Annotated in this window: 18 protein-coding genes; 7 read left to right on the forward strand and 11 right to left on the reverse strand. The window is 72.8% G+C overall.

All coding sequences use genetic code 11. The annotated features are described in order from the left end of the window. Window positions 1–52: 52 nt before the first annotated feature. From EDF31_RS04595 to EDF31_RS04610, 4 genes are read right to left on the reverse strand one after another with little or no spacing between them, the layout of a single operon-like run. Window positions 53–901, reverse strand: a complete 849-nt coding sequence (locus EDF31_RS04595) for a methyltransferase (protein ID WP_131845350.1) — start codon at window positions 899–901, stop codon at window positions 53–55. 10 nt (window positions 902–911) lie between these two features. Further along, window positions 912–2,072 (reverse strand): Mrp/NBP35 family ATP-binding protein, encoded by a 1,161-nt coding sequence (locus tag EDF31_RS04600; protein WP_131845351.1) that lies wholly within the window; start codon window positions 2,070–2,072, stop codon window positions 912–914. Then, window positions 2,065–2,565 carry a DUF1003 domain-containing protein gene (locus EDF31_RS04605; RefSeq protein WP_111085044.1) on the reverse strand — a complete coding sequence of 167 codons (501 nt, stop codon included), beginning with the start codon at window positions 2,563–2,565 and terminating at the stop codon, window positions 2,065–2,067. Before EDF31_RS04605 ends, EDF31_RS04600 begins: the two co-directional genes overlap by 8 nt. A 52-nt stretch (window positions 2,566–2,617) precedes the next feature. Next, window positions 2,618–3,937, reverse strand: coding sequence for a CBS domain-containing protein (locus tag EDF31_RS04610; RefSeq protein WP_111084991.1), 1,320 nt, complete (start codon window positions 3,935–3,937; stop codon window positions 2,618–2,620). Window positions 3,938–4,020: 83 nt separating this feature from the next. Between EDF31_RS04610 and EDF31_RS04615 the strand changes: the two genes are divergently transcribed. Continuing rightward, a complete protein-coding gene (locus tag EDF31_RS04615) occupies window positions 4,021–4,947 on the forward strand; it encodes a general stress protein (RefSeq protein ID WP_131845352.1) in 927 nt (308 codons plus the stop codon). A gap of 30 nt (window positions 4,948–4,977) precedes the next feature. Here EDF31_RS04615 and EDF31_RS04620 read toward each other — a convergent pair whose 3' ends face one another. Then, a complete protein-coding gene (locus tag EDF31_RS04620) occupies window positions 4,978–5,466 on the reverse strand; it encodes a GNAT family N-acetyltransferase (protein WP_131845353.1) in 489 nt (162 codons plus the stop codon). 9 nt (window positions 5,467–5,475) lie between these two features. Beyond that, window positions 5,476–6,960 carry an aminopeptidase P family protein gene (locus tag EDF31_RS04625; RefSeq protein ID WP_131845354.1) on the reverse strand — a complete coding sequence of 495 codons (1,485 nt, stop codon included), beginning with the start codon at window positions 6,958–6,960 and terminating at the stop codon, window positions 5,476–5,478. Window positions 6,961–7,029: 69 nt separating this feature from the next. Here EDF31_RS04625 and EDF31_RS04630 point away from each other — a divergent pair, with 69 nt between their 5' ends. After that, on the forward strand, window positions 7,030–7,902 hold the full coding sequence (locus EDF31_RS04630; RefSeq protein WP_131845355.1) for a PHP domain-containing protein: 873 nt from the start codon (window positions 7,030–7,032) through the stop codon (window positions 7,900–7,902). Between the two features lie 178 nt (window positions 7,903–8,080). Here EDF31_RS04630 and EDF31_RS04635 read toward each other — a convergent pair whose 3' ends face one another. Continuing rightward, window positions 8,081–9,583 (reverse strand): DEAD/DEAH box helicase, encoded by a 1,503-nt coding sequence (locus EDF31_RS04635; protein WP_123294092.1) that lies wholly within the window; start codon window positions 9,581–9,583, stop codon window positions 8,081–8,083. A gap of 90 nt (window positions 9,584–9,673) precedes the next feature. Between EDF31_RS04635 and EDF31_RS04640 the strand changes: the two genes are divergently transcribed. After that, complete coding sequence (locus tag EDF31_RS04640; protein WP_235035842.1) at window positions 9,674–10,390, forward strand: ferritin-like fold-containing protein; 717 nt, start codon at window positions 9,674–9,676, stop codon at window positions 10,388–10,390. Here EDF31_RS04640 and EDF31_RS04645 read toward each other — a convergent pair. Together EDF31_RS04645 and EDF31_RS04650 are read right to left on the reverse strand one after the other, a co-directional pair. Next, the gene (locus tag EDF31_RS04645; RefSeq protein WP_123294090.1) at window positions 10,387–10,683 is read right to left on the reverse strand and encodes a hypothetical protein; all 297 of its coding nucleotides are present in this window, start codon (window positions 10,681–10,683) and stop codon (window positions 10,387–10,389) included. The genes EDF31_RS04640 and EDF31_RS04645 overlap by 4 nt on opposite strands. 4 nt (window positions 10,684–10,687) lie before the next feature. Continuing rightward, window positions 10,688–10,912: a DUF3107 domain-containing protein gene (locus EDF31_RS04650; RefSeq protein ID WP_111084998.1), complete on the reverse strand. Its 225-nt coding sequence runs from the start codon at window positions 10,910–10,912 to the stop codon at window positions 10,688–10,690. A 127-nt stretch (window positions 10,913–11,039) separates the two neighbouring features. Between EDF31_RS04650 and EDF31_RS04655 the strand changes: the two genes are divergently transcribed. After that, on the forward strand, window positions 11,040–14,195 hold the full coding sequence (locus EDF31_RS04655; RefSeq protein ID WP_165901327.1) for a UrvD/REP family ATP-dependent DNA helicase: 3,156 nt from the start codon (window positions 11,040–11,042) through the stop codon (window positions 14,193–14,195). Next, the gene (locus EDF31_RS04660; protein WP_243649849.1) at window positions 14,192–17,467 is read left to right on the forward strand and encodes an ATP-dependent DNA helicase; all 3,276 of its coding nucleotides are present in this window, start codon (window positions 14,192–14,194) and stop codon (window positions 17,465–17,467) included. The genes EDF31_RS04655 and EDF31_RS04660 overlap by 4 nt, the downstream gene beginning before the upstream one ends. Window positions 17,468–17,842: 375 nt before the next feature. On the opposite strand, the gene EDF31_RS04665 is transcribed toward EDF31_RS04660, so the two are convergent. Then, window positions 17,843–18,841 carry a phosphotransferase gene (locus EDF31_RS04665; protein ID WP_123294087.1) on the reverse strand — a complete coding sequence of 333 codons (999 nt, stop codon included), beginning with the start codon at window positions 18,839–18,841 and terminating at the stop codon, window positions 17,843–17,845. Window positions 18,842–18,970: 129 nt separating this feature from the next. Between EDF31_RS04665 and nudC the strand changes: the two genes are divergently transcribed. Continuing rightward, window positions 18,971–19,906, forward strand: coding sequence for an NAD(+) diphosphatase (gene nudC, locus EDF31_RS04670; RefSeq protein ID WP_131845357.1), 936 nt, complete (start codon window positions 18,971–18,973; stop codon window positions 19,904–19,906). A 20-nt stretch (window positions 19,907–19,926) separates the two neighbouring features. Next, window positions 19,927–21,735 carry an ATP-dependent helicase gene (locus EDF31_RS04675; protein ID WP_131845358.1) on the forward strand — a complete coding sequence of 603 codons (1,809 nt, stop codon included), beginning with the start codon at window positions 19,927–19,929 and terminating at the stop codon, window positions 21,733–21,735. Here EDF31_RS04675 and EDF31_RS04680 read toward each other — a convergent pair. After that, window positions 21,626–22,483: a TOMM precursor leader peptide-binding protein gene (locus EDF31_RS04680; RefSeq protein WP_131845359.1), complete on the reverse strand. Its 858-nt coding sequence runs from the start codon at window positions 22,481–22,483 to the stop codon at window positions 21,626–21,628. The two genes, EDF31_RS04675 and EDF31_RS04680, sit on opposite strands and share 110 nt — an antisense overlap. Window positions 22,484–22,556 lie beyond the last annotated feature (73 nt).

The raw sequence follows: 22,556 nt of genomic DNA on the forward strand, positions 1-22,556 counted from the left end.
GTCCATGAACGAACGTACAGGCGCGCGCCGAGCGGATGGCAGGCGCCCGTCGTCAGTCGCGGGTGGCGACGATCGTGTACGTCAGGGGAACCCGGTCGCGGTCAGCGTCGGGCCACGCCCACGAGCCGTCGCCGGTGTCCTCCATGCGAGGACTGAAGCGCCAGGGCAGTGTGCGCCCCTCGTCCAGGCGGCGGAGTCGGAGTCCGGCGCCGAGCAGGGCGTTCACGATCTCGGACAGCGGGTGCGGCCACTCGAACGTGCGGGTGTTCGCCACGGTGCCGTCGCCGGCGTAGGTGCCGGCGTCGTCCCACTGCTGCGCGGTGCCGTCCGGGAAGTACCGGTACCGGGTGACGAGTTCGTCGGCGGTCTCGTCGAGGGCGTAGAGCGCGGGGTGGCCGTCGCGGATGAAGAACACCCCGCCCGGGCGCAGCAAGCCGGCGACCTGCGCTGCCCAGCGGTCCAGGTCGGGGAGCCAGCAGATCGTGCCGATGCTCGTGTAAACGACGTCGAAGTCGCCGGAGACGGCAGCGCAGGCGTCGAGTACGTCGGTCTCCACCCAGGTGACGTCGAGGCCGAGCCGCGTCGCGAGGCCGGCGGCGGAGGCGAGCGCCGCGGGGGAGAAGTCGACGCCGGTGAGCCGGGCTCCCTCGCGGGCGAGCGAAACGGTGTCGGTGCCGATGTGGCACTGCAGGTGGCAGACGTCGAGGCCGGCGAGCGAGCCGTTCGGCAGCCACGGCGTCAGGGCCGGCAGGTCGTCGCGCACGACGTCCGAGCGGTGCGCCGGGTCGGACAGCTCGTCGACGGCGTAGGCGCCCTCGTGGATCGGCACCCGGTCGTCCCAGTTCGCCCGGTTCGTGTCGCGGGCGCGGTCCCAGTCGACGCTGACGTGATCCATGCTCATGCTGACGAGCCTAGGACAGCGACAGGCCCAGCTTCCGTCCGGCCAGTCCGCGCCCCATCGTCGTGATGCCGTCGGCGATCGCGGCGAGGGCGACGGCTGCGGGGTCCTCCGGCGCGCCGAGGACCACCGGCAGGCCGGTGTCCCCGCCCTCGCGGAGCGGCACGGACAGCGGCACGCTGCCGAGCACCGGCACGGGGGCGTCCTGCCCGCGGGACAGCCGTGCGGCGGTCTCGGCGCCACCGCCCTTGCCGAACAGGTGCAGGACCGAGCCGTCGGGCTGCACGAGCCCGGCCATGTTCTCGATGACCCCGATCACCCGCTGGCCCGTCTGCCGTGCGACGATCCCGCTGCGCTCGGCGACGTCGGCCGCGGCGGCCTGGGGTGTGGTGACGACGAGGACCTCGGCGTGGGGGAGGAGCTGGCCGACCGAGATCGCGACGTCGCCGGTACCGGGCGGCAGGTCGAGCAGGAGCACGTCCAGGTCGCCGAAGAACACGTCGGTCAGGAACTGGTTCACGGTGCGGTGCAGCATCGGGCCACGCCAGGACACCGCGGTGGAGGCGTCGTCGACGAACATCCCGATCGACACGACCTTCACGTCATGGGCGACGGGCGGCAGGATCATGCTGTCCACCCGGGTCGGCCGCGGGGCGACGCCGTGCTCGTCGGTCAGACCCATCAGCCCGGGGATGCTGAAGCCGTGCACGTCGACGTCGACGATCCCGACGCGCAGGCCCCGGCGGGCGAGCGCGACGGCGAGGTTGGCGGTGACCGTCGACTTGCCGACGCCGCCCTTGCCGCTCGTGACGGCGATCACCCGGGTGAGCGAGTCCGCGGTGAACTGGATGCCGTTCGGCCGGCCGGCCCGCAGCCGTTCGGTCAGCGCGGCACGCGTCGCGGGGGCCATCACCGACACGTCGACGTCGACCGAGGACACCCCGTCCACGGAACCGGCGGCGACGCGCACGTCGCGCTCGATGGTGTCGGCGGCGGGGCACCCCACGATCGTGAGCTGCAGGTCGACGCGCACCGCGCCTCCTGGCTGCACGTCGACACCACGGATCATGTCGAGCTCCGTGACGGGCCGACGGATCTCGGGGTCGATCACGCGGCCGAGCGCAGCGAGGACCGCCGTGCCCAGCTGCTCGTCGGCGGGAGCCGCGTCAGCCACGGGTGGAGCTGCCGGGCTCGTTCGCGTAGCCGGCGTCGTCGGCGTCGCGCCGGTCGAGTTCCTCGAGCAGCGAGCGGAGCTCGGCACGGATGAAGTCCTTCGACGCCATGTCGCGCATCGCCAGCCGGAGCGCGACGACCTCGCGCGCCAGGTACTCGGTGTCCGCCAGGTTCCGCTCCGCACGCTGCCGGTCCTGCTCGAACTGCACGCGGTCGCGGTCGTCCTGCCGGTTCTGCGCGAGCAGGATGAGCGGGGCGGCGTACGAGGCCTGCAGCGACAGCACCAGGGTCAGCGCGGTGAAGCCGATCGCGGCGGAGTCGAACTGCCACGGCTTCGGCGCGAGGGTGTTGTAACCCATCCAGACCACACAGAACAGGGTGAGGCCGATGAGGAACCACGGCGTGCCCATGCCCCGTGCGATGCCCTCGGTCGCGCGACCGAACGTGTCACCGCGTCCGCCACGACGGCGGGTCGGGAGCACGCGCGTGCGCATGCCCTTGGGGGAGTCGAGGCGGACGTCGGAGCGCTCGCGATCACGACGGTTCTCATCCGTTCGGGCCACGGGTGGTCCTCCTTCCCGTCGTCACGGGTGTCTTGCGCGGGCGTTGGCGTGGAAGCGGTGAGGGTTCCCCCTCGCCCTGACTTCGCCAGTCGTCCGGCAGGACGTGGTCGAGGACATCGTCGATCGTCACCACCCCGACGAGGCGGTGGGCGTCGTCGACCACGGGGACGGACAGCAGGTTGTAGGTCGCCATCACGCGGGTGACCTCGGCGGCACTCGCGTCGACCCGGACCGGCTCGGTCTGCTGGTCGATGAGCGTGCCGAGCCGTTCGTTCGGCGGGTAGCGGAGCATGCGCTGGAAGTGCACCAGCCCGAGGAACCGACCGGTCGGCGGCTCGTACGGCGGCAGCGTGACGCACACCGCGGCACCGAGCACCGGGGCGAGGTCGTGTCGGCGGACGAGTGCGAGCCCCTCGGCGACGGTCGCGTCGGCGGAGACGATGACGGGCTCGGTGGTCATCAGACCACCGGCGGTGTCCGGCTCGTACTCCAGGAGCATGCGGACGTCCTGCGCCTCCTCCGGCTCCATGAGCTGCAGGAGTGCCTCGCTCCGTTCGTCGGAGAACTGCGCGAGGACGTCGGCCGCGTCGTCCGGCTGCATCTGGTCGAGGACGTCGGCCGCACGGGAGTCCTCGAGCCGCGACAGGATCTCGACGCGCTCCTGGTCGGGCATCTCCTCGAGCACGTCGGCGAGCCGGTCGTCTGGGAGCTCTTCGGCGACCTCGAACCGGCGTTCCTCCGGCAGGTCGAGCAGCGTGCTCGCCAGGTCGGCGGGCACCAGGTCGGAGTAGGCCGCGATGACGTGCTCGGCGGACTGGGCCTCACCGGGGAGCTCGTCCTCGGTGACCTCGTTCCACGTCGCGAACGTCGTCGGGCCCTTGCCGAATGGCGACGGCGTGGTCTTCGGCTTGCGGAGGAAGAGCTGCGCGACCTCCCAGTCGCCCTGCCCGCGGTCCTCGATCGCGACGTCCTCGATGGTGGCGCGGATGCGCTGGTTCTTGATGAGCACCTTGCGACCGAGCATCTCGGCGATCACCCGGACCTCGCCGCCGCGCTGCTCGAAGCGGCGCATGTTGACGAGCCCGGTGGTGATGACCTGGCCGGCACCGATCGAGGTGATGCGGCCGACGCTGACGAAGATGCGGCGCTTGCCCGGCACCTCGACGATCAACCCCACGACGTGCGGGGGATCGGCCCGGCGGTAGACCACCAGGACGTCCCGGACCTTGCCCACGCGGTCGCCCGCGGGGTCGAAGACGGAGCACCCGGCGAGGCGGGCGACGAAGACCTTCGTGGCGCTCACCCGACCCAGCGTAGTCGGTTGCGTGCTGGCGCTTCCCCGGTGGTGCACGTGCGATTGCAAGGTGCGCGGTGAATGATGGCTGTGTGAGCAATCAGAGTCCCTTCGCCGGCAGGACCGCCCAGGCCTTCCCGACGCTGCCCAAGGGCGACGTCCTCGGCACGTACGACAGCTACCCCGATGCGCAGCGCGTCGTGGCGAAGCTCGCCGACGCCGACTTCCCGGTCAACCAGCTCTCGATCGTGGGCAACGACCTGAAGACCGTCGAGCGCGTCACCGGCAAGATGACCTACGGCCGTGCGGCGATCGCCGGAGCCCTGTCCGGTCTCTGGCTCGGCATCTTCTTCGGCATCGTGCTCACCCTTTTCTCGCCGAGCTCCGGTGGCCTGATCCTCGCCGCCGCGATCATCGGCGCCGCGTTCGGCATGCTCTACGGCATCGTCTCGTTCGCGATCACCAAGCGACAGCGCGACTTCACGAGCGTCCACCAGGTGCTCGCCACGAACTACCAGATCGTCGTCAACCCGCAGCTGACCGGTCAGGCGCAGCGGATTCTGGGTGAGCACGGTGCGACGCCGTCCACGCACTGGAACGAGCAGCCCCAGCAGGGCGCTCCCGGCGCACCGGTGCAGGGACAGCAGCCGTGGCGTCCCGCCCCGCCGCAGCAGCAGTCGCCGTACGGCGGACACGCCACACCCCACCAGCAGCCAGGAGGCCCGCAGCAGCCCGGCACGTCGGCTCCCGACGGTCAGACGGATGCGCCCACGGCGTCGGGTGCGTCGAGCGCGCCGCGGTACGGCACGAACGACGGGCCCCGGTACGGCGAGAACGCCGACCCGTCCGCTGCCGCCCCCGCCGACCGACCCACCTCGGGTGGGCCGGCGATCCCCGAGCGTCGTCCGCAGGACCCGCCGCAGTACGGCGAGCGGGTGCCCGGCGCGACTCCGCCGGCACCGTCGTCTTCGTCGACCCCGTCGTCGCCGTCGTCCCCGAAGGGCGACGAGCGCCCCTGACGCCTGCTGCTCGGGGCCGGTGTGTTCGGGTTACAGCACCTTCGAGTAGCAGATCGACAGCGGGGCGCCGACGTACGGGCCGAAGTTGGCGATCCGCGTGAAGCCCTCGCGCTCGTAGAACCCGACGGCGCGCTTCTGCTCGTTCCCCGTCTCGAGCACGAGCGCCGGTGACCCGAGGTCGAGCGCGGCCTCTTCGAGCCGACGCAGCAGCGCGGCCGCCACACCCGAACCGCGGGACTCCGGCCGGACGTACATGCGCTTGATCTCGGTGATGCCGTCGTCGACGACCCGCAGTCCGCCGCACGCCAGCGGAGTGCCGGCCTCGTCGCGCGCCAGGAAGAACACCGCGATGGAGTCCGCCGTCGGCTTCTCGCCGGGTTCGGTGTCGCCGCCGTAGGCACGGTCGATCTCCAGGCGCTGCGCGGCTCGGAGTCGCTGCGCGTCGGGGGAGTCGAAGTGCTCGACCTCGATCGAGAACTGCGGCGTGCGGGTGTCGGAGGAGGCGTCGGGCGTCGTCACCCGCTCAGGCTAGCGGCCGGAGCGGGCGATCCACCCCTCCACTTCCGAGGGGGTCCGGGGGATGCCGATCGACAGGTTCTCGGCCCCGTCCTCGGTGACCAGGATGTCGTCCTCGATCCGGACGCCGATGCCGCGGAACTCCTCGGGCACGGTCAGGTCGTCCTGCTGGAAGTACAGACCGGGCTCGATCGTGAACACCATGCCGGGCTGCACGACGCCGTCGATGTACATCTCGCGACGGGCCTTCGCGCAGTCGTGCACGTCGAGGCCGAGGTGGTGGCTCGTGCCGTGCACCATGTAGCGGCGGTGGAACTGGTTGTCCGGCTCGAGCGACTCTTCCGCCGAGACGGGCAGGAAGCCCCACTCGGCGGTCTTGCGGGCGATGACCTCCATCGCGGTGGCGTGCACCTGGCGGAACGTGATGCCCGGCTTGACGATGGCGAACGCGGCGTCTGCTGCCTCGAGCACGGCGTCGTAGACCATGCGCTGCACGGGGGAGAACGTGCCGCTGACCGGCAGCGTGCGGGTGATGTCGGCCGTGTAGAACGAGTCGACCTCGACCCCGGCGTCGATGAGGATCAGGTCACCCGGCTGCACGGCGCCGTCGTTCCGGGTCCAGTGCAGGATGCAGGCGTGGTGGCCCGAGGCGGCGATCGTGTCGTAGCCGACCGTGTTGCCGTCTGCACGAGCCCGGCGGTTGAAGGTGCCCTCGACGATGCGCTCGCCCCGCTGGTGTGCCAGGACGGCGTCGAAGTCGGCGATCACGTCGTCGAAGCCGTGCTTCGTCGCGTCGACGGCCTTGCGGAGCTCGCCCACCTCGTACGCGTCCTTCACCAGGCGCTGCTCGGACAGGTCGCGGGCGAGGACGTCGTCGGTCGCCGGTGCGTCGTCGGTCTCCGGCGCGCCGCCGACGGCGCTGCCGAGTCGTGCGTCGAGGGTGCGGGTCAGGTCGTCGTCGGCCTCGCGCACGAGCAGCGCCGAGGCGTCGAGCCCGTCGGCGACGTCCGAGAAGGCACCGAGGTCGGCCGTAGCCAGCCTGAGGTCGGCGGCGACGGCGTCGAGCGAGGGACGCGGGCCGACCCAGAACTCGCCGATCTCGGGGTTCGCGTAGAACTCTTCTGACTCACGACCGGCCGTGGCACGGAAGTAGAGCGTGGCGTCGTGCCCGGAGCCGTTCGGCGTCATCACGAGGACGGAGCCGACGACGGTGTCGGTGCCCCACCCGGTCAGGTGCGCGAACGTGGAGTGCGGGCGGAAGGGGTAGTCGCAGTCGTTCGAGCGGACCTTGGCCTGTCCGGCGGGGACGACGATCGTGCGGCCCGGGTGCAGCTCGGAGATGCGGGCCCGACGCTCGGCAGCGAAGGCGGCCTGCTCGCGGGGCTCGGGGATCGTCTGCTCGCGGTCGGCCCACTGCGACCCGATGAAGTCCTTGAAGGTCGAGGACCCGGGGGTCGTGGATCGGTTGCTCGTCGCGCGGGGAGTCGTGTCGGCCATGCCCCCATCATCGCACCGCGCTGCACCGGCGTCCTGTGCGGCCCCTCACCTGTGGATAGCATTGTCGACGTGCCCGACCCGTTCATCGACCTGCACGCGCACTCGAGTGTCTCCGACGGCACCGAGCGACCCGCGGAGCTCGTCCGAGCGGCCGCAGCCGCCGGCCTGGACGCCGTCGCGCTGACCGACCACGACACGACCGCCGGCTGGGCCGACGCCTCCGTGTCCGCACGCGAGCTGCCGCTGACGCTCCTGCCGGGTCTCGAGCTCAGCACCCGCATCGGCTTCCGCAGCGTGCACGTCCTCGGCTACCTGGTCGATCCACACGACCCGGGCCTGGTCGAGGAGACGGACCGCATCCGCTCCGGCCGCCTCTCCCGCGCGCACCGCATGGTCGACCGCATCGGCGAGGACCACCCGATCACCTGGGCCGACGTCCTGGCGCAGGCGAGTCCCGGGGCCACCATCGGTCGCCCGCACATCGCCGATGCGCTCGTCGCGCGGGGCCTCGAGTCCGACCGGAGCGCGGCGTTCCGCGGCATCCTGCACCCGGCGTCCGGCTACTACGAACCGCACGAGGCTCCGTCGCCCCTGCGCGGCGTCGAACTCATCCGACGGGCGGGCGGTGTGCCGGTCATCGCGCACCCGGCAGCCTCGTCGCGGGGGATCGTCATCGACGAGCCGATGCTCCGCGACCTCGTCGACGCTGGGCTCGGCGGGCTCGAGGTCGACCACCGCGAGAACCTGGCGCACGGCAAGCGCACCCTGCTCGACTGGGCGTCGCGCTACGGCCTGTTCGTCACCGGTTCGAGCGACTACCACGGCACGGGCAAGCCGAACCGGCTCGGCGAGCACCGGACGGCGCGGGTCGCGTTCGACGCCATCCTGTCCGAGGCCACCGGGAGCGCGCCCGTGGTCGGCCCCGGCTCGCGCCTGTCCTGACCCGAGGCTCGTCCCCACCGAAGCGACAGTTCTCGCTCGGCGCGGCCTGACCCCTCCGCGAAAGCGACAGATTCCCGCCGACAGTTCGCGGCAATCTGTCGCTTTCGCGGGGGCAGTCGGCGGGTGGAGACGACGAAGGGCCCGTCGCGTCAGCGACGGACCCTTCGGTCTGGAGGCGCTACTCGCCGTCCGACGAACCCTGCGGTGCCGAGGCGGTCGCCGAGGCATCGCCGGTGCCAGCTCCGCGACGGCGACGACGGCGCCGACGCTTCGCGGCGCCGTCGGTGGTCCCGCCCTCGGTGGCCGACGTGTCGTCGGTGGGCGCGGAGGTCGGAGCCGCGGACTCGGTGGCGGGAGCCTGCGAGGCGGGCTGCTCCGAGCCTCCTGACCGGGTGCGGCTGCGCGACCGCGAACGCGACGCGTCACGCGGACCGGAGGCCGGACGGTCGCTGCTGCGCTTCTCGGCGGGGGCACCGGCCGACGCGGCGTGCGACGAGGCACCGGGCAGACGGCCCTTCGTACCCTTCGGGATGTCGAGTTCCTCGAACAGGTGCGGCGACGACGAGTAGGTCTCGACGGGCTCGGGGATGCCGAACTCGAGGGCCTTGTCGATCAGCGTCCACTTGTGCAGGTCGTCCCAGTCGACGAACGTGACCGCGATGCCGGTCTTGCCGGCACGGCCGGTACGACCGGCGCGGTGCAGGTAGGTGTCCGGGTCGTCCGGGATCGTGTGGTTGATGACGTGCGTGACGTCGTCCACGTCGATGCCGCGGGCGGCGACGTCGGTGGCGATGAGCACATCACGCTTGCCGGCCTTGAAGGCGGCCATCGCGCGCTCGCGCTGCTCCTGGTTGAGGTCACCGTGCACCGCTGCGGCGTTGAACCCGCGGTCCTTGAGCTCCTCGACGAGCTTCGCCGCCGCACGCTTGGTGCGGGTGAAGATCACGGTCTTGCCGCGGCCCTCGGCCTGGAGGATGCGGGCGATGACCTCGTCCTTGTCCAGGGAGTGCGCGCGGTAGATGAGGTGCTTGATGTTGGCCTGCATGAGGCCCTCGTCCGGGTCGGTCGCCCGGATGTGCACCGGACGGCTCATGAACCGGCGGGCGAGGGCGACGATCGGCGCGGGCATCGTGGCCGAGAACAGCATCGTGTGCCGCACCTCGGGGATGGCCTGGAAGATGCGCTCGATGTCCGACAGGAAGCCCAGGTCGAGCATGCGGTCGGCCTCGTCGAGGACGACTTCCTGCACGTGGGACAGGTCGAGGAGTCGCTGGCGCTGCAGGTCGATGAGGCGCCCGGGCGTGCCGACGACGATCTGGGCGCCGGCCTTGAGCTGCTCGATCTGGCCCTCGTACGCCTTGCCGCCGTAGATCGCCGCGACGGTGGTCGGGCGGTTCGAGGTGGCGACCTCGAGGTCCTCGGTCACCTGGACCGCGAGTTCGCGGGTCGGGACGACGACGAGGGCCTTGACGCCGGGCGCCGGGTCGGCGCCGAGGCGCTGGATGAGGGGGAGGCCGAACCCGAAGGTCTTGCCGGTACCGGTCTTGGCCTGGCCGATGATGTCCTGGCCGGTGAGGGCGAGCGGGATCGTCTGCTGCTGGATCGGGAAGGGCTCGAGGATGCCCTTGCCCGCGAGCGCGTCGACGATGTCCTGCTCGATGGAGAGGTCTGCGAAAGTCAAAGAATCACCTTAGTTCTGGTGGAAGTCCGGGCCAGTCTACCGATGGGCGGGTGGAGCGGGGCGCGAGGCGGTTCCCGCTATGCTCTCCGGGTGGTGTCGTGGTGGAACCGGAAGCGCGCGGCGCAGCTCGCAGCAGCGTGGCTCGCGTCGCGGAACCCGCGCAACGCAAGCCAGGTCAAGCGTCTGGCGCTCGACGACGTCACCCCCGAGCTCGACGTCTACCTGGGCCAGGCCGCGTACCTGCAGCTCTCCGTCTACGAGACGATGGGTCGTGCCGGTGCCTCGGCGCCGACGCTGTCCGGTCGCCTGGTGACCGGTGTGCTCGCGACGACGGCGCTCGACCGGCACCGCACGATCGTCGCCGAGATCGAACGGAACGGTTCGGACCCGGCGGAACTGATGGCGCCGCACCGCGAGGCGATCGACCGGTTCCTCGAGCGCACGAGCGGCGCCGACTGGTACGAGTCGATGCTGACCGGCTACGTCACGGCCGGCATCCTGAACGACCTGTTCGGCAACCTGCTTCGGTCGCTGCCGAACGACGTGCGGCAGCGGTTGCGCTCCGTGTTCGACGCGCGTGAGGAACCCGCGGTCGTCGAGGAACTGACCGCCCGCATCGAGGACGACCCCGAGGTCGGTTCGCGCTTGGCGATGTGGGGCCGGCGTCTGGTCGGCGACACCCTGCTCGTGGCGCGGTCGGCGCTGGCGTCGCACGCTCGCGAGGACCAGGAGCGGCTCGAGCCGGTCTGGACCGAACTGATCGCCGCGCACACCCGACGGATGGACGCCCTCGGCCTGACGGCCTAGGCCCCGCGGGCCTTGAGCCGTTCGTAGTACTCGACGTCGCTCTTGTCGCGGCGCGTCCCGAGCAGCCACTCGACGACGAGGGCGACGACGCCCGCACCGACCAGGGCCACGACCCAGATCCAGGTGGCGTCGTACCGCCATCCGGCCCAGGTCAGCGCCTCCCACAGCACGGCAGCGGCGATGCCGCCCACGGCGGGCCCGATCAGGACGCCACGACTGGCGCGCCACGGCAGGACCACGTGCGCGATCCCGCCGATGATCAGGCCGCCGAGGACGGCGAAGAGCAGTTCCACGTCGTCAGGCGACGAAGCCGATGCGGCGTGCCTCTTCCGCGCCGACCTCGACGTACGCCAGGGCGGCGACCGGAACGATGAAGCGACGGCCCTTCTCGTCCTGGAGCGACAGGTGCGTCGCCTTCGACGCGAGGGCCTCAGACACGGCCTTCTCGATCTCGTCGGCGGTCTGGGCGGTCTCGAACGCGATCTCGCGCGGGCTGTTGATGATGCCGATCTTGATGTCCACGAGCACAGCGTATCCGAGCGGTCCCGGAGGACATCGGACGTTCGCCGCGGGCGCACTCGGCAGCTCGGGTGCGCGCCGCGCCCGCGTCGGGCCGGGTGGTGTCGGCGGTCGTGGGTACCGTACGAGCGTGCCGCAGACCACGCTGACGCCAGCCCCCGCAGACGTCGGCGTCGCACGCGCCCTGGTCGACGACCCGTCCCAGACCGCCGTGCTCGCGCTGCCCGACGGCCGACACGCAGCGGTCATCGGCGCTCCCGGTACCGGCAAGACGACCACGCTCGCCCGGCTCGTCGCCGACCGGTTGCGCCGACCGGACGCGATCAGCCCCGACGGGCACGCCACCGTGCTCGCGCTGACCTCGTCGCGGACCGCGGCCACCGCCCTGCGTGACCGCCTCGCCGCCGCCGTCGACCGCGTGGTGCCCGGAGCCCTCGCCCGGACCGTGAACTCCTTGGCCTTCCAGATCGTCGCGCACGCCGCCGCGGTCCAGGGGCAGGAAGCGCCCACGCTGCTGACCGGTGGCGAGCAGGACCGCATCATCGCCGACCTGCTCGCCGGTCACGAGCTCGACGGCACCGGTCCGGACTGGCCCGAACCCATCACCGCGGTGGTGCGGGAGCGCGCCGGGTTCCGGACCGCGCTGCGCGACGTCATGATGCGTGCGGTCGCGGCGGGCGTCGAGCCCGAGGACATGCGCGAGCTCGGCGACGAGGGCGGTCGACCCGAGTGGCGGGCCGTCGGTGACTTCGTCGACGAGTACCGGGCCTCGGTCACCGCGTTCCGTGCGACCAGCCTCGACTCCGGTGAGCTCGTCGCGTTCGCCACCGCGGCTGTGCTGCGCGGGGAACTCCCGGCGAGCATCGCCGCCCTCGGACTCATCGTGGTCGACGACACCCAGGAACTCGTCGAGGGCGAGGTGGCACTGCTCGGTGCGCTCGCCCGGTCCGACGTGCAGGTCGTCGCGTTCGGCGACCCGGACATCGCCGCCTCGGCGTTCCGCGGGGCCGAACCGGACGTGCTCGGGCGCCTGGCCGTGCGGCTCGGCGTGGACCGGGTCGACGAACTCTTCCTCGGCACCGTGCATCGGTACCCCGCGCCGATCCGGTCGTTGGTCTCCGGGATCACGGGGCGCATCGGCACGGCAGCGGCCGGTCGGCAGCGCGCGGCGACGGCGAGTGACGAGGACGCCCGAGCCGACGCCGTCGTGCACCTCGAGGCGGCGAGCCGGTCGGCGCTGCTCGTCGCCGTCGCCCGACGGCTCCGCGAGCACCGTCTGCTCGACGGCGTGCCGTGGCACCGGATGGCCGTCGTCACCCGCAGCGGCGCCGCGATCCCCGAGCTCGTGCGTGCGCTCTCGGTGGCCGAGGTCCCCGCGACCGCCGGTGCCGCGCCCGTCCGCCCCCGTGACGACTCGGCGGCGCGGGCACTGCTCGACGCCGCGGCGGTCGCCCTCGGGGTCCTGCCCCTCGACGCCGCCCTGGCCACCGCGTTCGCCACCGGGCCGCTCGGCGGACTCGACACCCTGGCGATGCGCCGGCTGCGGCTCGCCCTGCGGCGCGAAGAGCTCGCCGGCGACGGCACCCGCACGGCCGATGAACTCCTGATCGACGCGCTCGGTGCCCCGGAGCGTCTGGCCACGGTCGACGCCGGCTTCGCCAGACGGGCGACACGACTCGCGCGCAGCCTGGTGCAGGCACACGCCGACGCCGAGGCCGGGTCGAGCATCGAGGAGATCCTCTGGGGCCTGTGGGAGCGCAGCGGCCTCGCGAAGTCGTGGGGCGGGCAGTCCGCAGCCGGCGGGGTCGGAGCCGGCGAAGCGGACCGGCACCTCGACGCCGTCGTCGGCCTGTTCACCGCCGCCAAGCGGTTCGTCGAACGCACCCCGGACGCCCCGGCCCGGGTGTTCGTCGACGACCTGCTCGGCGCCGACCTGCCCGAGGACTCCATCGGCCCCGACCGCACCGCCGGCCGGGTCCGGGTGCTCACCCCCTCGGCGACGATCGGACTCGAGTGCGACGTCGTCGTGGTGCTCGGACTGCAGGACGGCGTGTGGCCGAACACCCGGGTGCGCGGCAGTCTGCTCGACCCGGACGGGCTGGTCCGTGCGGCGTCGGGGGCCGAGCGTTCGCCGATCGACGACCGCGCCGCGGTGGTCGCCGATGAACTCCGCTTGTTCGCCCGCGCCGTCTCCCGCGCGACCACGCAGGTCGTGATCGGCACCGTCGCCAACGACGACGAGTCCCCGTCGCCGTTCGTCCGCCTGGTGCCGGTGCCGCCGGACCGGCAGCCGACCGTGCACCCGCTGTCCCTGCGCGGACTGGCTGGGTCCCTGCGACGTCGGGTCGTCCTGTCGGGCGACCACGAGGCCGCCTCGGCGCTGGCCCGGTTGGCCGAGGCCGAGGTCCCCGGGGCTGCACCGGACGACTGGTACGGCCTCGCCGAGCCCACCACCGACGAGCCGCTGGTCGACCTCGAGGCCGAGCCGGTGCCCGACGTCGAGGGCGGCGAGCCCGTCGCACCGACCGTGTCCGTCTCACCGTCGCGCATCGGCACGTTCGAGGAGTGCCCGGTGCACTGGTTCGTGCAGACCTTCGGCGGCGGTGCGCCGAGTCCGGCGATGGGGATCGGCACGATCGTCCACGAGGCGATGGAGCACGCGACCGAGATCGACGTCGAGTCGCTGTGGGAGCGGGTCGAGGCCCGGTGGGACGAACTGACCTTCGAGTCGCCGTGGGTGGCCGATCGGGAACGCGCGCGCACCCGCCGCATGATCGAGGGGCTCAGCGACTACCTGCGGACCTTCGCGGGCGCTGGCCGCCGGTTGCTCGGCGCCGAGACCTCGTTCGCCCTGGTCACCGGCCCCGCCCGGATGCGCGGCAGCATCGACCGCATCGAGGTCGACCCCGAGGGCCGCGTCAGCGTCGTGGACCTGAAGACCGGACGGTCGATGCCGAGCGAGAAGAACGACATGCCGGAGCACCCGCAGCTCGGCGCGTACCAGCTGGCGATCGAGGACGGCGCGGTCGAGGGCGTTCCGGCCGGCTCGCCCATGACGGACGCCCGACTCGTGTTCGTGCAGAACCCCCGCGGCGGGCAGGCCTACTCGGAGCGCACCCAGCACGCGTTCGACGCCGAGGCGCGCGACGCCTACCGGGAGCGCCTGCACGGGGTCGCGCGCGGCATGGCCGGACGGACCTTCCTGGCGAACGTGGACGACCACTGCGAGAAGGCCCGGACCGGCGTCGAGTGCCGCATCCACGTGGTCTCGGAGGTGACCTGGTGACCGACACGACCGACACGACCGACACGACCGACGCGACGGGCTCGACGGGCACGACGGACGTCCTCGTTGCGCCTGTGGTCCAGCACGGCGCCGACGCCATCGCCGACGCCCTCGGCCGCCCGCGCCCGACCGCACAGCAGCGCGCCGTCATCGAGTCCCCCCTCACCCCCGCCCTGGTCGTCGCCGGAGCCGGCAGCGGCAAGACCGAGACGATGGCGTCGCGGGTGGTCTGGCTGCTCGCGAACGGCATGGTCCGCCCCGACGAGGTCCTCGGTCTGACCTTCACCCGCAAAGCCGCCGGCGAGCTCTCGGTGCGCATCAACGACCGCATCCGTGCGCTCGAGGACGTCGGCCTGATCACCCCGGGCGACGCCTTCGAGGCGCCCACGGTGTCGACCTACAACGCGTTCGCGAACGCCGTCTTCCGCGAGAACGCCCTGCTCGTCGGCCGCGACGGCGAGTCCCAGGTCCTGACCGAACCGTCCGCCTGGCAGCTGGCCCGCCGCGTCGTGGTGGCCGCGCGTGACGACCGACTGGCCGGACTCGACCGCGACGTCGACACCCTCACGGCGGCCGTCGTGGCGCTCGCCGGGGCCACGTCCGAGCACCTCGTCGAACCCGAGGACCTCCGCCGGTTCGCCGTCGAGTTCTCCGACCTGCTCGAACTGCCCGGCAACCGTGGCAAGCCGTACAAGGCGATCACCGACGCCGTCGCGGCGATCGGTGCGCTGGAGCCCCTCGCCGACCTGGTCGCGGAGTTCCGACGGCAGAAGGTCGACCACGGCTTCGTCGAGTTCTCCGACCAGATCGCCCTGGCGCTCGCCGCGGCCGAGTCCGCGCCGCGGGTGGTCACGGACCTGCGGCAGCGGTTCGGCGTCGTGCTGCTCGACGAGTACCAGGACACCTCGGTGGTGCAGACCCGGTTCCTCGCCCGGCTGTTCCGCGGGCACTCGGTGATGGCCGTGGGTGACCCGCACCAGTCGATCTACGGGTTCCGCGGTGCGAGCGCCGCGAACCTCGCACGCTTCCCGCACGACTTCGGCGGCACCGAGCCGGACGCGGTCCGGCCCGTGACGTTCGCGCTGTCGACGAGCTGGCGGAACCCGGTCGACGTCCTCGCGGGGGCGAACGCGATCGTGGCGCCGCTGTCCGAGGCGTCCGAGGTCGACGTCGAGCGCCTGTCACCGCGACCCGGTGCGGACGCCGGGACGGTGCGGGCGGTGTTCCCGGAGACCCTGCCGGAAGAAGCCGACGAGGTCGCCGCGTGGTTCCAGGGCCACCGGAAGCGGAACCCGACCGGGTCGATGGCCCTGCTGCTCCGTGCCCGCAAGGACCTGGCGTCGTTCACCGCGGCGCTCGGAGCGCGCGCGGTGCCCTTCCACGTGCTCGGTACCGGCGGCCTGCTGCAGCGCCCCGAGATCGTGGACCTGGTCGCGTGCCTGCGGGTGCTGCACGACCCGGCTGCCGGCAACGACCTCATCCGGTTGCTCGCGGGTGCCCGGTGGCGGGTGGGCGCGGCGGACGTCGTCGCCCTGCACCACCTCGCGCGGTGGCTGTTCCAGCGCGACCACACGCAGCAGCGGCTCGACGACGAGCTGACGGCGGCGTTCCGCGCCTCGGTGGCTGCGGGGGAGCACGGTTCGATCGTCGACGCCCTGGACTTCGTGGCGACCGCACCGGACGAGCACGGCGCGCTCGAGGGCATCACGCCCGCCGGCCGCAGCCGGATGCGGGCGCTCGGCACGCAGCTCGCGATGCTGCGGTCGCGGGCCGGCAGCGACCTGGTCGACTTCGTGACGCTCGTGGTGCAGGAGATGCGGCTCGACATCGAGGTCGCGGCGCACGAGCAGGGCAGCGGGGCGTACCTCGACGCCTTCATCGACGAGCTCGCCGGGTTCGTGTCCACCGACGACCGTGCCGACCTCGGCTCCTTCCTGGGGTGGATCGACGCCGCCGCCCGCCGTGACGACATGGGCCCGCGCTCCGAGGAACCCGAAGCCGGCACGGTCCAGATCCTGACGATCCACGGGTCGAAGGGCCTCGAGTGGGACGCCGTCGCGGTGCCGCGCATGGTCGAGGGCGGCCTGCCCGCGCGGCCGCAGGAGGGCTCGTCCGGGTGGCTCGGCTTCGGCCGGTTGCCGTACGAGTTCCGGGGGGACGGCGCCGAGCTGCCGAGCCTGGCGTGGCGCGGGCAGGAGACCCAGAAGGACGTCACGACCGCGATCGACGCCTTCAAGGAGCAGGTGAAGGCCCGCAACGAGGACGAGGAACGCCGACTCACGTACGTCGCGCTGACCCGTGCCCGCCACGACCTGCTCGTGTCCGGTTCGTTCTGGGCCGGCGGCGTGCGCCCCACCGAGCCGAGCCGGTACCTGCACGACCTGGTCGAGGCCGGGGTCGTCGACGGCACCGCGATCCCGGAGACCACCGTGCACGACGAGAACCCCCTCGGCGAGGACGGCGCCCAGCAGCTCTGGCCGCACGTGCCGTTCGGGCAGCGGGCGCCCCGGGTGCTGGCGGCGGCCGAGCGGGTCCGGAACGCCAACCCCGGTGCCTCCGGCCGGTACGCGGCCGACATCGACCTGCTCCTCGCCGAACGACGCGCGACCCGGAACGCGAAGCACGCGGTCGTGGTCCCGCACCGCGTGCCGGCCTCCGGCTTCAAGGACTACCTCACCGAGCCGGACAAGGTGGCCGAACGCCTGCGGCGGCCGATGCCGGAGCGCCCGTACCGAGCGACCCGGCTCGGCACGCTCTTCCACCAGTGGGTGGAGCAGCGTGCCCGCACGGGCGGTTCGCTCGAGACCCTCGACGTGTGGGGCGACGAGCTCGACCTCGACGCCGACGACCTGGTCGACGCCTCGCCGGACGCCGTGGTCACGGACGACGACGCCCGACGGCTGGCCGACTTCCAGGCCACCTTCGCCCGCTCACGGTGGGCCGGCCGCACGCCGGTCGAGGTCGAGCGCGAGATCCACATCCCGTTCCTCGGGCACAGCGTCGTCTGCAAGCTCGACGCCGTCTACGAGATCGACGGGCGTGCCGAGGTCGTCGACTGGAAGACGGGCAAGGCGCCGTCCGGTGCCGACGACCTGGCCCGACGGACGCTGCAGCTCGCCCTGTACCGGGTGGCCTACGCCGAGTTCACCGGTCGACCGCTCGACCAGGTCGACGCCGTGTTCTACTTCGTCGCGGACGACCTCGAGGTGCGTCCGACCGAGCTGCTGGACCGTGCCGGACTCGAGCGCGCCTGGACGGCCGCGATCGGCTGACCGACGAGGGGTCGCGACATCCCGCGGCGTGCACGGCGACCGGTCACAGGCCGTCAGTGCGAGGCTCGACGGCCGACGGTTCGTGGCCGGTCGGTGCTCGGAGGGCGGGGAGTCGTGACCGCTCGGTGCCGGACGCGGGCGGGGAGCGCGCCGCGCCCAGCCCGCCACCCGGGAGGCCCGGTGCCGGTCTCGCGGACCGGCACCGGGCCTCCCGGCAGTCGCGCCCAACGCCCAGCGCGACCGCCACTGGTCACGACAGCCCGTCGGCGGATGCGGACTGGTCGTGGACGGTCGCTCGAACGCGGGGCGGACGACGTTGTGTGACCGCTCGGCAGCGGTGAGCGCGGCGCACGAGCCGGAACGTCGGAGCGGAGGTCAGCCGTGTCGGCGTTCGGTCGACGACAGCAACTGCTCGACCTCGCCGATCTCCATCGTCTCGGGGGACACCGACTGCAGCGGCTCCGCGCTCGGCGCGTGCACCGCGTCGACCAGCCGGTGCATCATCGCGACCGCGTCGTCGACGACCTCGGTGCTCTTCGCCTGGACGCCGTGCAGCAGCCAGTGCGCCGTCTCGAGTTCGTGGTGCACCCGGGCGCGCTGCGCGAGCTGACGGTCGCGTCCGCCGCCGTTCGCCTCGTAGGCGCTCAGGACGGTGTCGAAGGCGTCGCGTCGGCCGGCGAGCACCCAGGCGAGGTCCTTCGCCGGGTCGCCGAGTCGGAGCTCGCCCCAGTCGAGGATCCCGCTGACGGCGTCGCCGTCGACGAGCAGCACGCCGGTGCCGATCGATCCGTGCACGACGGTGGGCGTGAACTGCCACAGCTGCTGGTCGCGCGCGGCACCCTCCCACCGTTCGACCAGGGCGGCGGGCACGAGCTTGGTGGCGACGGCGCGGTCCATCACGGACACGGCGGAGCGCAGCACCTCGAACGGGGTGAGCGACGGCAGGCCGGCGTCCGAGACGAAGCTCGTCGGCAGCTGGTGGATCGCGGCGAGGGCGCGGCCGACGCTCGTGGCGAGCTCGGGGCGCTCGGCGAACGACGCGAGCGTCGGGTGCGCGCCCGGCAGCCGGGTGGTGACGATGGCGCGGGTCGATCCGATCGGCGCCTGACCGCGGTACTCGGCCACACCGAACGGGAGGCGCGTGCGGATCCCGGCGCTCAGCGCACGGATCGCGACGAGGTCGGCCGACTGCCGTGCTTCCGCCCGCTGGTTCCGGGGACGTCGGATGACCGTCAGGGCGCCGTCGGCGTCGCGGAGGAGAGCCGACTCGTAGTCGCCGGCCGCGGCCGAGCCGAGCGTGCGCGTGCCCGTGACGACGAGACCGGGCACGGCCGTCGTCGCCAACGCGGCTAGAGTGAACTGGGATCCCGCCATGCCCCTCAGGGTAGGTGCGTGACGCCTGCACCGGTGCACGCCACGCTGTTCCCGAAGCCTTCCCAGTACGCCTTGCCGCACGCCCCGCCCGCAGGCCTCGCCTGCACCTGAACCGAGGAGCCCTCTGCCGTGACCGTCGAGTTCGCCTCCCGGCTCCCGCTGTCCCGCAACGAACTCGACCGCGACGCCGAGTTCCGCACGACGCCGGACCTCGACCGGGTCCTGCGCGACGACTCCGCGACCAGGTACCTGCCGGTGCACGGCTCGGAGATGCTCCGGAACGCCGACGGAACCCTGCGGTTCGTGACCGCGGCCGACGTGCCGGACGGCACCGTGACGCTGTACCTCGGCCGCGCCGTGTCCGACGCTGCCGACGCCCCCGCCGGCACCCGCTTCGTCGCGGCCCTCGTCGACGACGCCACCGCGTCGGCCATCGAACCGTCCGACGACGCGTGGGAGAGCCTGCGCATGTTCGGCACCGAGCTGTCCCCGCGCGACCAGGGCCTGGCGGTCGAGGCCGTGGCGATGGCGAACTGGCACGCCGTCCACGGCTTCTCGCCCCGCACCGGGTCCGCGACCGACGTCGTCACCGGCGGGTGGGTGCGCCGCGACCCTGAAGGACACGAGCACTTCCCGCGTACCGACGCCGCGATCATCGTCGGTGTCGTCGACGCCGACGACCGCATCCTGCTCGGCTCGAACGCCGCGTGGGACGCCGACCGCTACTCGCTGCTCGCCGGGTTCGTCGAACCGGGGGAGTCGCTCGAGGACGCCGTCCGCCGCGAGGTCTTCGAGGAGTCCGGCGTGCACGTCGAGGAGCCCGAGTACCTCGGCTCGCAGCCGTGGCCGTTCCCCGCGTCGCTGATGGTCGGCTTCCGTGCCCGCGCAGTGGACGGCGACCCGTCCACTGCCCGGCCCGACGGCGTCGAGATCCTCGACGTGCGCTGGTTCTCGCGCGAGGACATCCGGGAGCGCGCGGGGGACACCCTGCTGCTGCCCGGTCGGACCTCGATCGCCCGCGCCATCATCGAGGAGTGGTACGGCGGGCCGCTGGACCTGCCGTGAGCAGTGCTGGTGGTAGGCCGGTGCCGGCTGGCGCTGGTCCGGGCGGTGCAGGCGGGTCGGCCGGTTCGGCCGGTTCGGGCGGTTCGGCCGGTTCGGCCGGTTCGGCCGAGGTCCGTCCGCCGTCGCCCGATGAACTCCTCGCCGCTCTCGACACCGAGCAGCGCACCGTCGCCCGGACCCTGCTCGGCCCCGTCGCGGTCCTGGCGGGCGCCGGCACCGGCAAGACCCGTGCGATCACCCACCGCATCGCCTACGGCGTCGCGACCGGCACCTACGCACCGAACCACGTCCTCGCGCTGACGTTCACCACCCGCGCCGCCGGGGAGCTGCGGTCGCGACTCCGCTCGCTCGGCGCCGGCACGGTGCAGGCGCGGACCTTCCACGCTGCGGCGATGGCGCAGCTCAGCTACTTCTGGCCGGACACCGTCGGCGGGCACGCGCCGAAGATCGTCGAGTCCAAGGGCCGGATGATCGCGCACGCCGCGGACACCGTCGGGATGTCGGTCGACACCCCGGTGCTGCGCGACCTGGCCGCCGAGGTCGAGTGGCGCAAGGTGCAGATGCTCTCGCTCGAGGAGTACGAGGCCGCCGCCGCCGAACGCGTGATGCCGCGCGACACCTCGCCCCGCCGGGTGATCGACCTGATGAAGGCCTACGAGCGCCTGAAGGACGACCGCCGACAGCTCGACTTCGAGGACGTCCTGCTCGCCACGCTCGGCATGGTCGAGTCGGAGCCGCGCGTGGCGTCCTACGTGCGGCAGCAGTACCGGTTCTTCGTCGTCGACGAGTACCAGGACGTCTCGCCCGTGCAGCACGATCTGCTGCGGGCCTGGCTCGGCGGCCGCGACGACCTGTGCGTCGTCGGCGACGCCAGCCAGACGATCTACTCGTTCGCCGGTGCGTCGAGCGACTACCTGCTCGGCTTCGGCTCGGAGTTCCCCCGCGGCTCGGTCGTCCGACTCGAGCGGAACTACCGCTCCACCCGTGAAGTCGTGCACGCCGCCAACGCCCTGATGCGCGGGCAACCGGGCGCGCTCGACCTGGTCGCCCAGACGGACGAGCCCGGGCCCGACCCCGTCGTGGTGCCGTGCGTGCACGACGGCGACGAGGCGCAGACCATCGCCCGACGGATTGCGGAACTCGTGGCTGGCGGAGCGTCGTACGGCGACTGCGCAGTGCTGTTCCGCGTCGGCGCTCAGTCCGCGGCCCTCGAGTCCGCGCTCGGCCGCAACGGCATCCCCTACCGGGTGCAGGGCGGCACGCGCTTCTTCAACCGGCCCGAGGTCAAGCTCGCGGTGCACCACATGCGCGGCGAGGCGATCCGGCAGACCGACGACGAACTGACCCGCCGTGTCCGCCTCGTGCTGCAGGTCAGTGGGTGGACGTCGACCGCCCCCGAGGGCACCGGCGCCGTCCGCGAGCAGTGGGAAGCCCTGCAGGCGATCATGGGCCTGGCCGAGGACGCCCCCGCCGGCACGACCATGCAGCAGTTCACCCAGGACCTGGTGGACCGTGCCGCGACCCACCACGAGCCCGAGGTCGACGCCGTGACCCTGGCGACCCTGCACTCGTCCAAGGGGCTCGAGTGGCCGAACGTGGTCATCGCCGGTGCCGCCGAGGGACTCCTGCCGATCTCACACGCCACCACCGACACCGAGGTGGACGAGGAACGTCGCCTGTTCTACGTCGGCCTGACCCGCGCCCGGCGGACCGTGACGATCACGTGGTCGAGACAGGGTTCCACGCGTGGGGGAGCCCGCGCTCCGAGTCGGTTCCTGGCAGTGCTCGGCACGCGCACCGCGGATGGGGCGGCACCGACCACCGGCTGACGGCCAGGTCGTCGCGGTCGAACACCACCTGGTCCGGGTCGGCACGTTGCGACCGGAGCGGCAGGCGCTGCACGAGCAGCCGGGTGGTGGCCGCGGCCACCGCGGCGGACCGCCACGGTGACAGCGGCGCCGGTGGTCGTCCCCACAGCTGCGACGCGATCGCGGGCCACGCCGGGTCGTCGTCCACGCGTGCGAACTCCGCGCACTGGAGGCACGGGCCGCCCCCCGGGACCACGAACGGCCCGAGCCGGATGCGGCCGTCGCCCACCACGACCGCCAGGTGCGGCACGCCCCTGCGGGTCCAGGCGGCGCGGAGCGCCGGGTCGACGACGTGGTCGGCGACCACCACGGCGAGCCGGGGTTCGTGCTCCGGCAGCTCGACGGGGCCGCCCCGCGGGGACGAGGTCCGCGCGACGGTCACGCCCTCGCCGGACAGGTGCGCCGCGATCGTGTCCGCCAACCCGCCGGCCCCGTGCACCTCGACCCGTTCGAGCGGTTCGGGCAGGACGTCGATCACCGCGGGGGACGCCGCACCGAGCACGCGCGCGGCGACGTCCGGTGGGCAGCCCGAGGTGACGGCGAGGCCGCTCAGCGCTTCGCGCCCCGTCTCACGCCGCAGGGCACTGAGGAACCGTTCCTCGCCCGTGGTCGGGACGTCGACGACGGCACGAGGCGGATCGACCCCGAGCTGCACCGTCGTCGGGTCGCGCCAGACGAACTCGAGAGTCGGATCGATGCGGATGCCCATGACCCCACGGTGCCCGAGTCGGGGGCACGCGTGGGGCCGGGTGGTGGATCTGTGGAGAACTCGGCGGTGCCGG

The sequence above is a fragment of the Curtobacterium sp. PhB142 genome (genome assembly GCF_004341255.1).
Lineage (GTDB): Bacteria > Actinomycetota > Actinomycetes > Actinomycetales > Microbacteriaceae > Curtobacterium.

Excerpts from the sequence above, each read along its gene's own strand:
- EDF31_RS04595 (WP_131845350.1), bottom strand. The coding sequence starts at position 901 with ATGAGCATGGATCACGTCAGCGTCGACTGGGACCGCGCCCGCGACACG.
- EDF31_RS04605 (WP_111085044.1), bottom strand. The coding sequence starts at position 2,565 with ATGCGCACGCGCGTGCTCCCGACCCGCCGTCGTGGCGGACGCGGTGAC.
- EDF31_RS04625 (WP_131845354.1), bottom strand. The coding sequence starts at position 6,960 with ATGGCCGACACGACTCCCCGCGCGACGAGCAACCGATCCACGACCCCC.
- EDF31_RS04665 (WP_123294087.1), bottom strand. The coding sequence starts at position 18,841 with ATGGCGGGATCCCAGTTCACTCTAGCCGCGTTGGCGACGACGGCCGTG.
- EDF31_RS04680 (WP_131845359.1), bottom strand. The coding sequence starts at position 22,483 with ATGGGCATCCGCATCGATCCGACTCTCGAGTTCGTCTGGCGCGACCCG.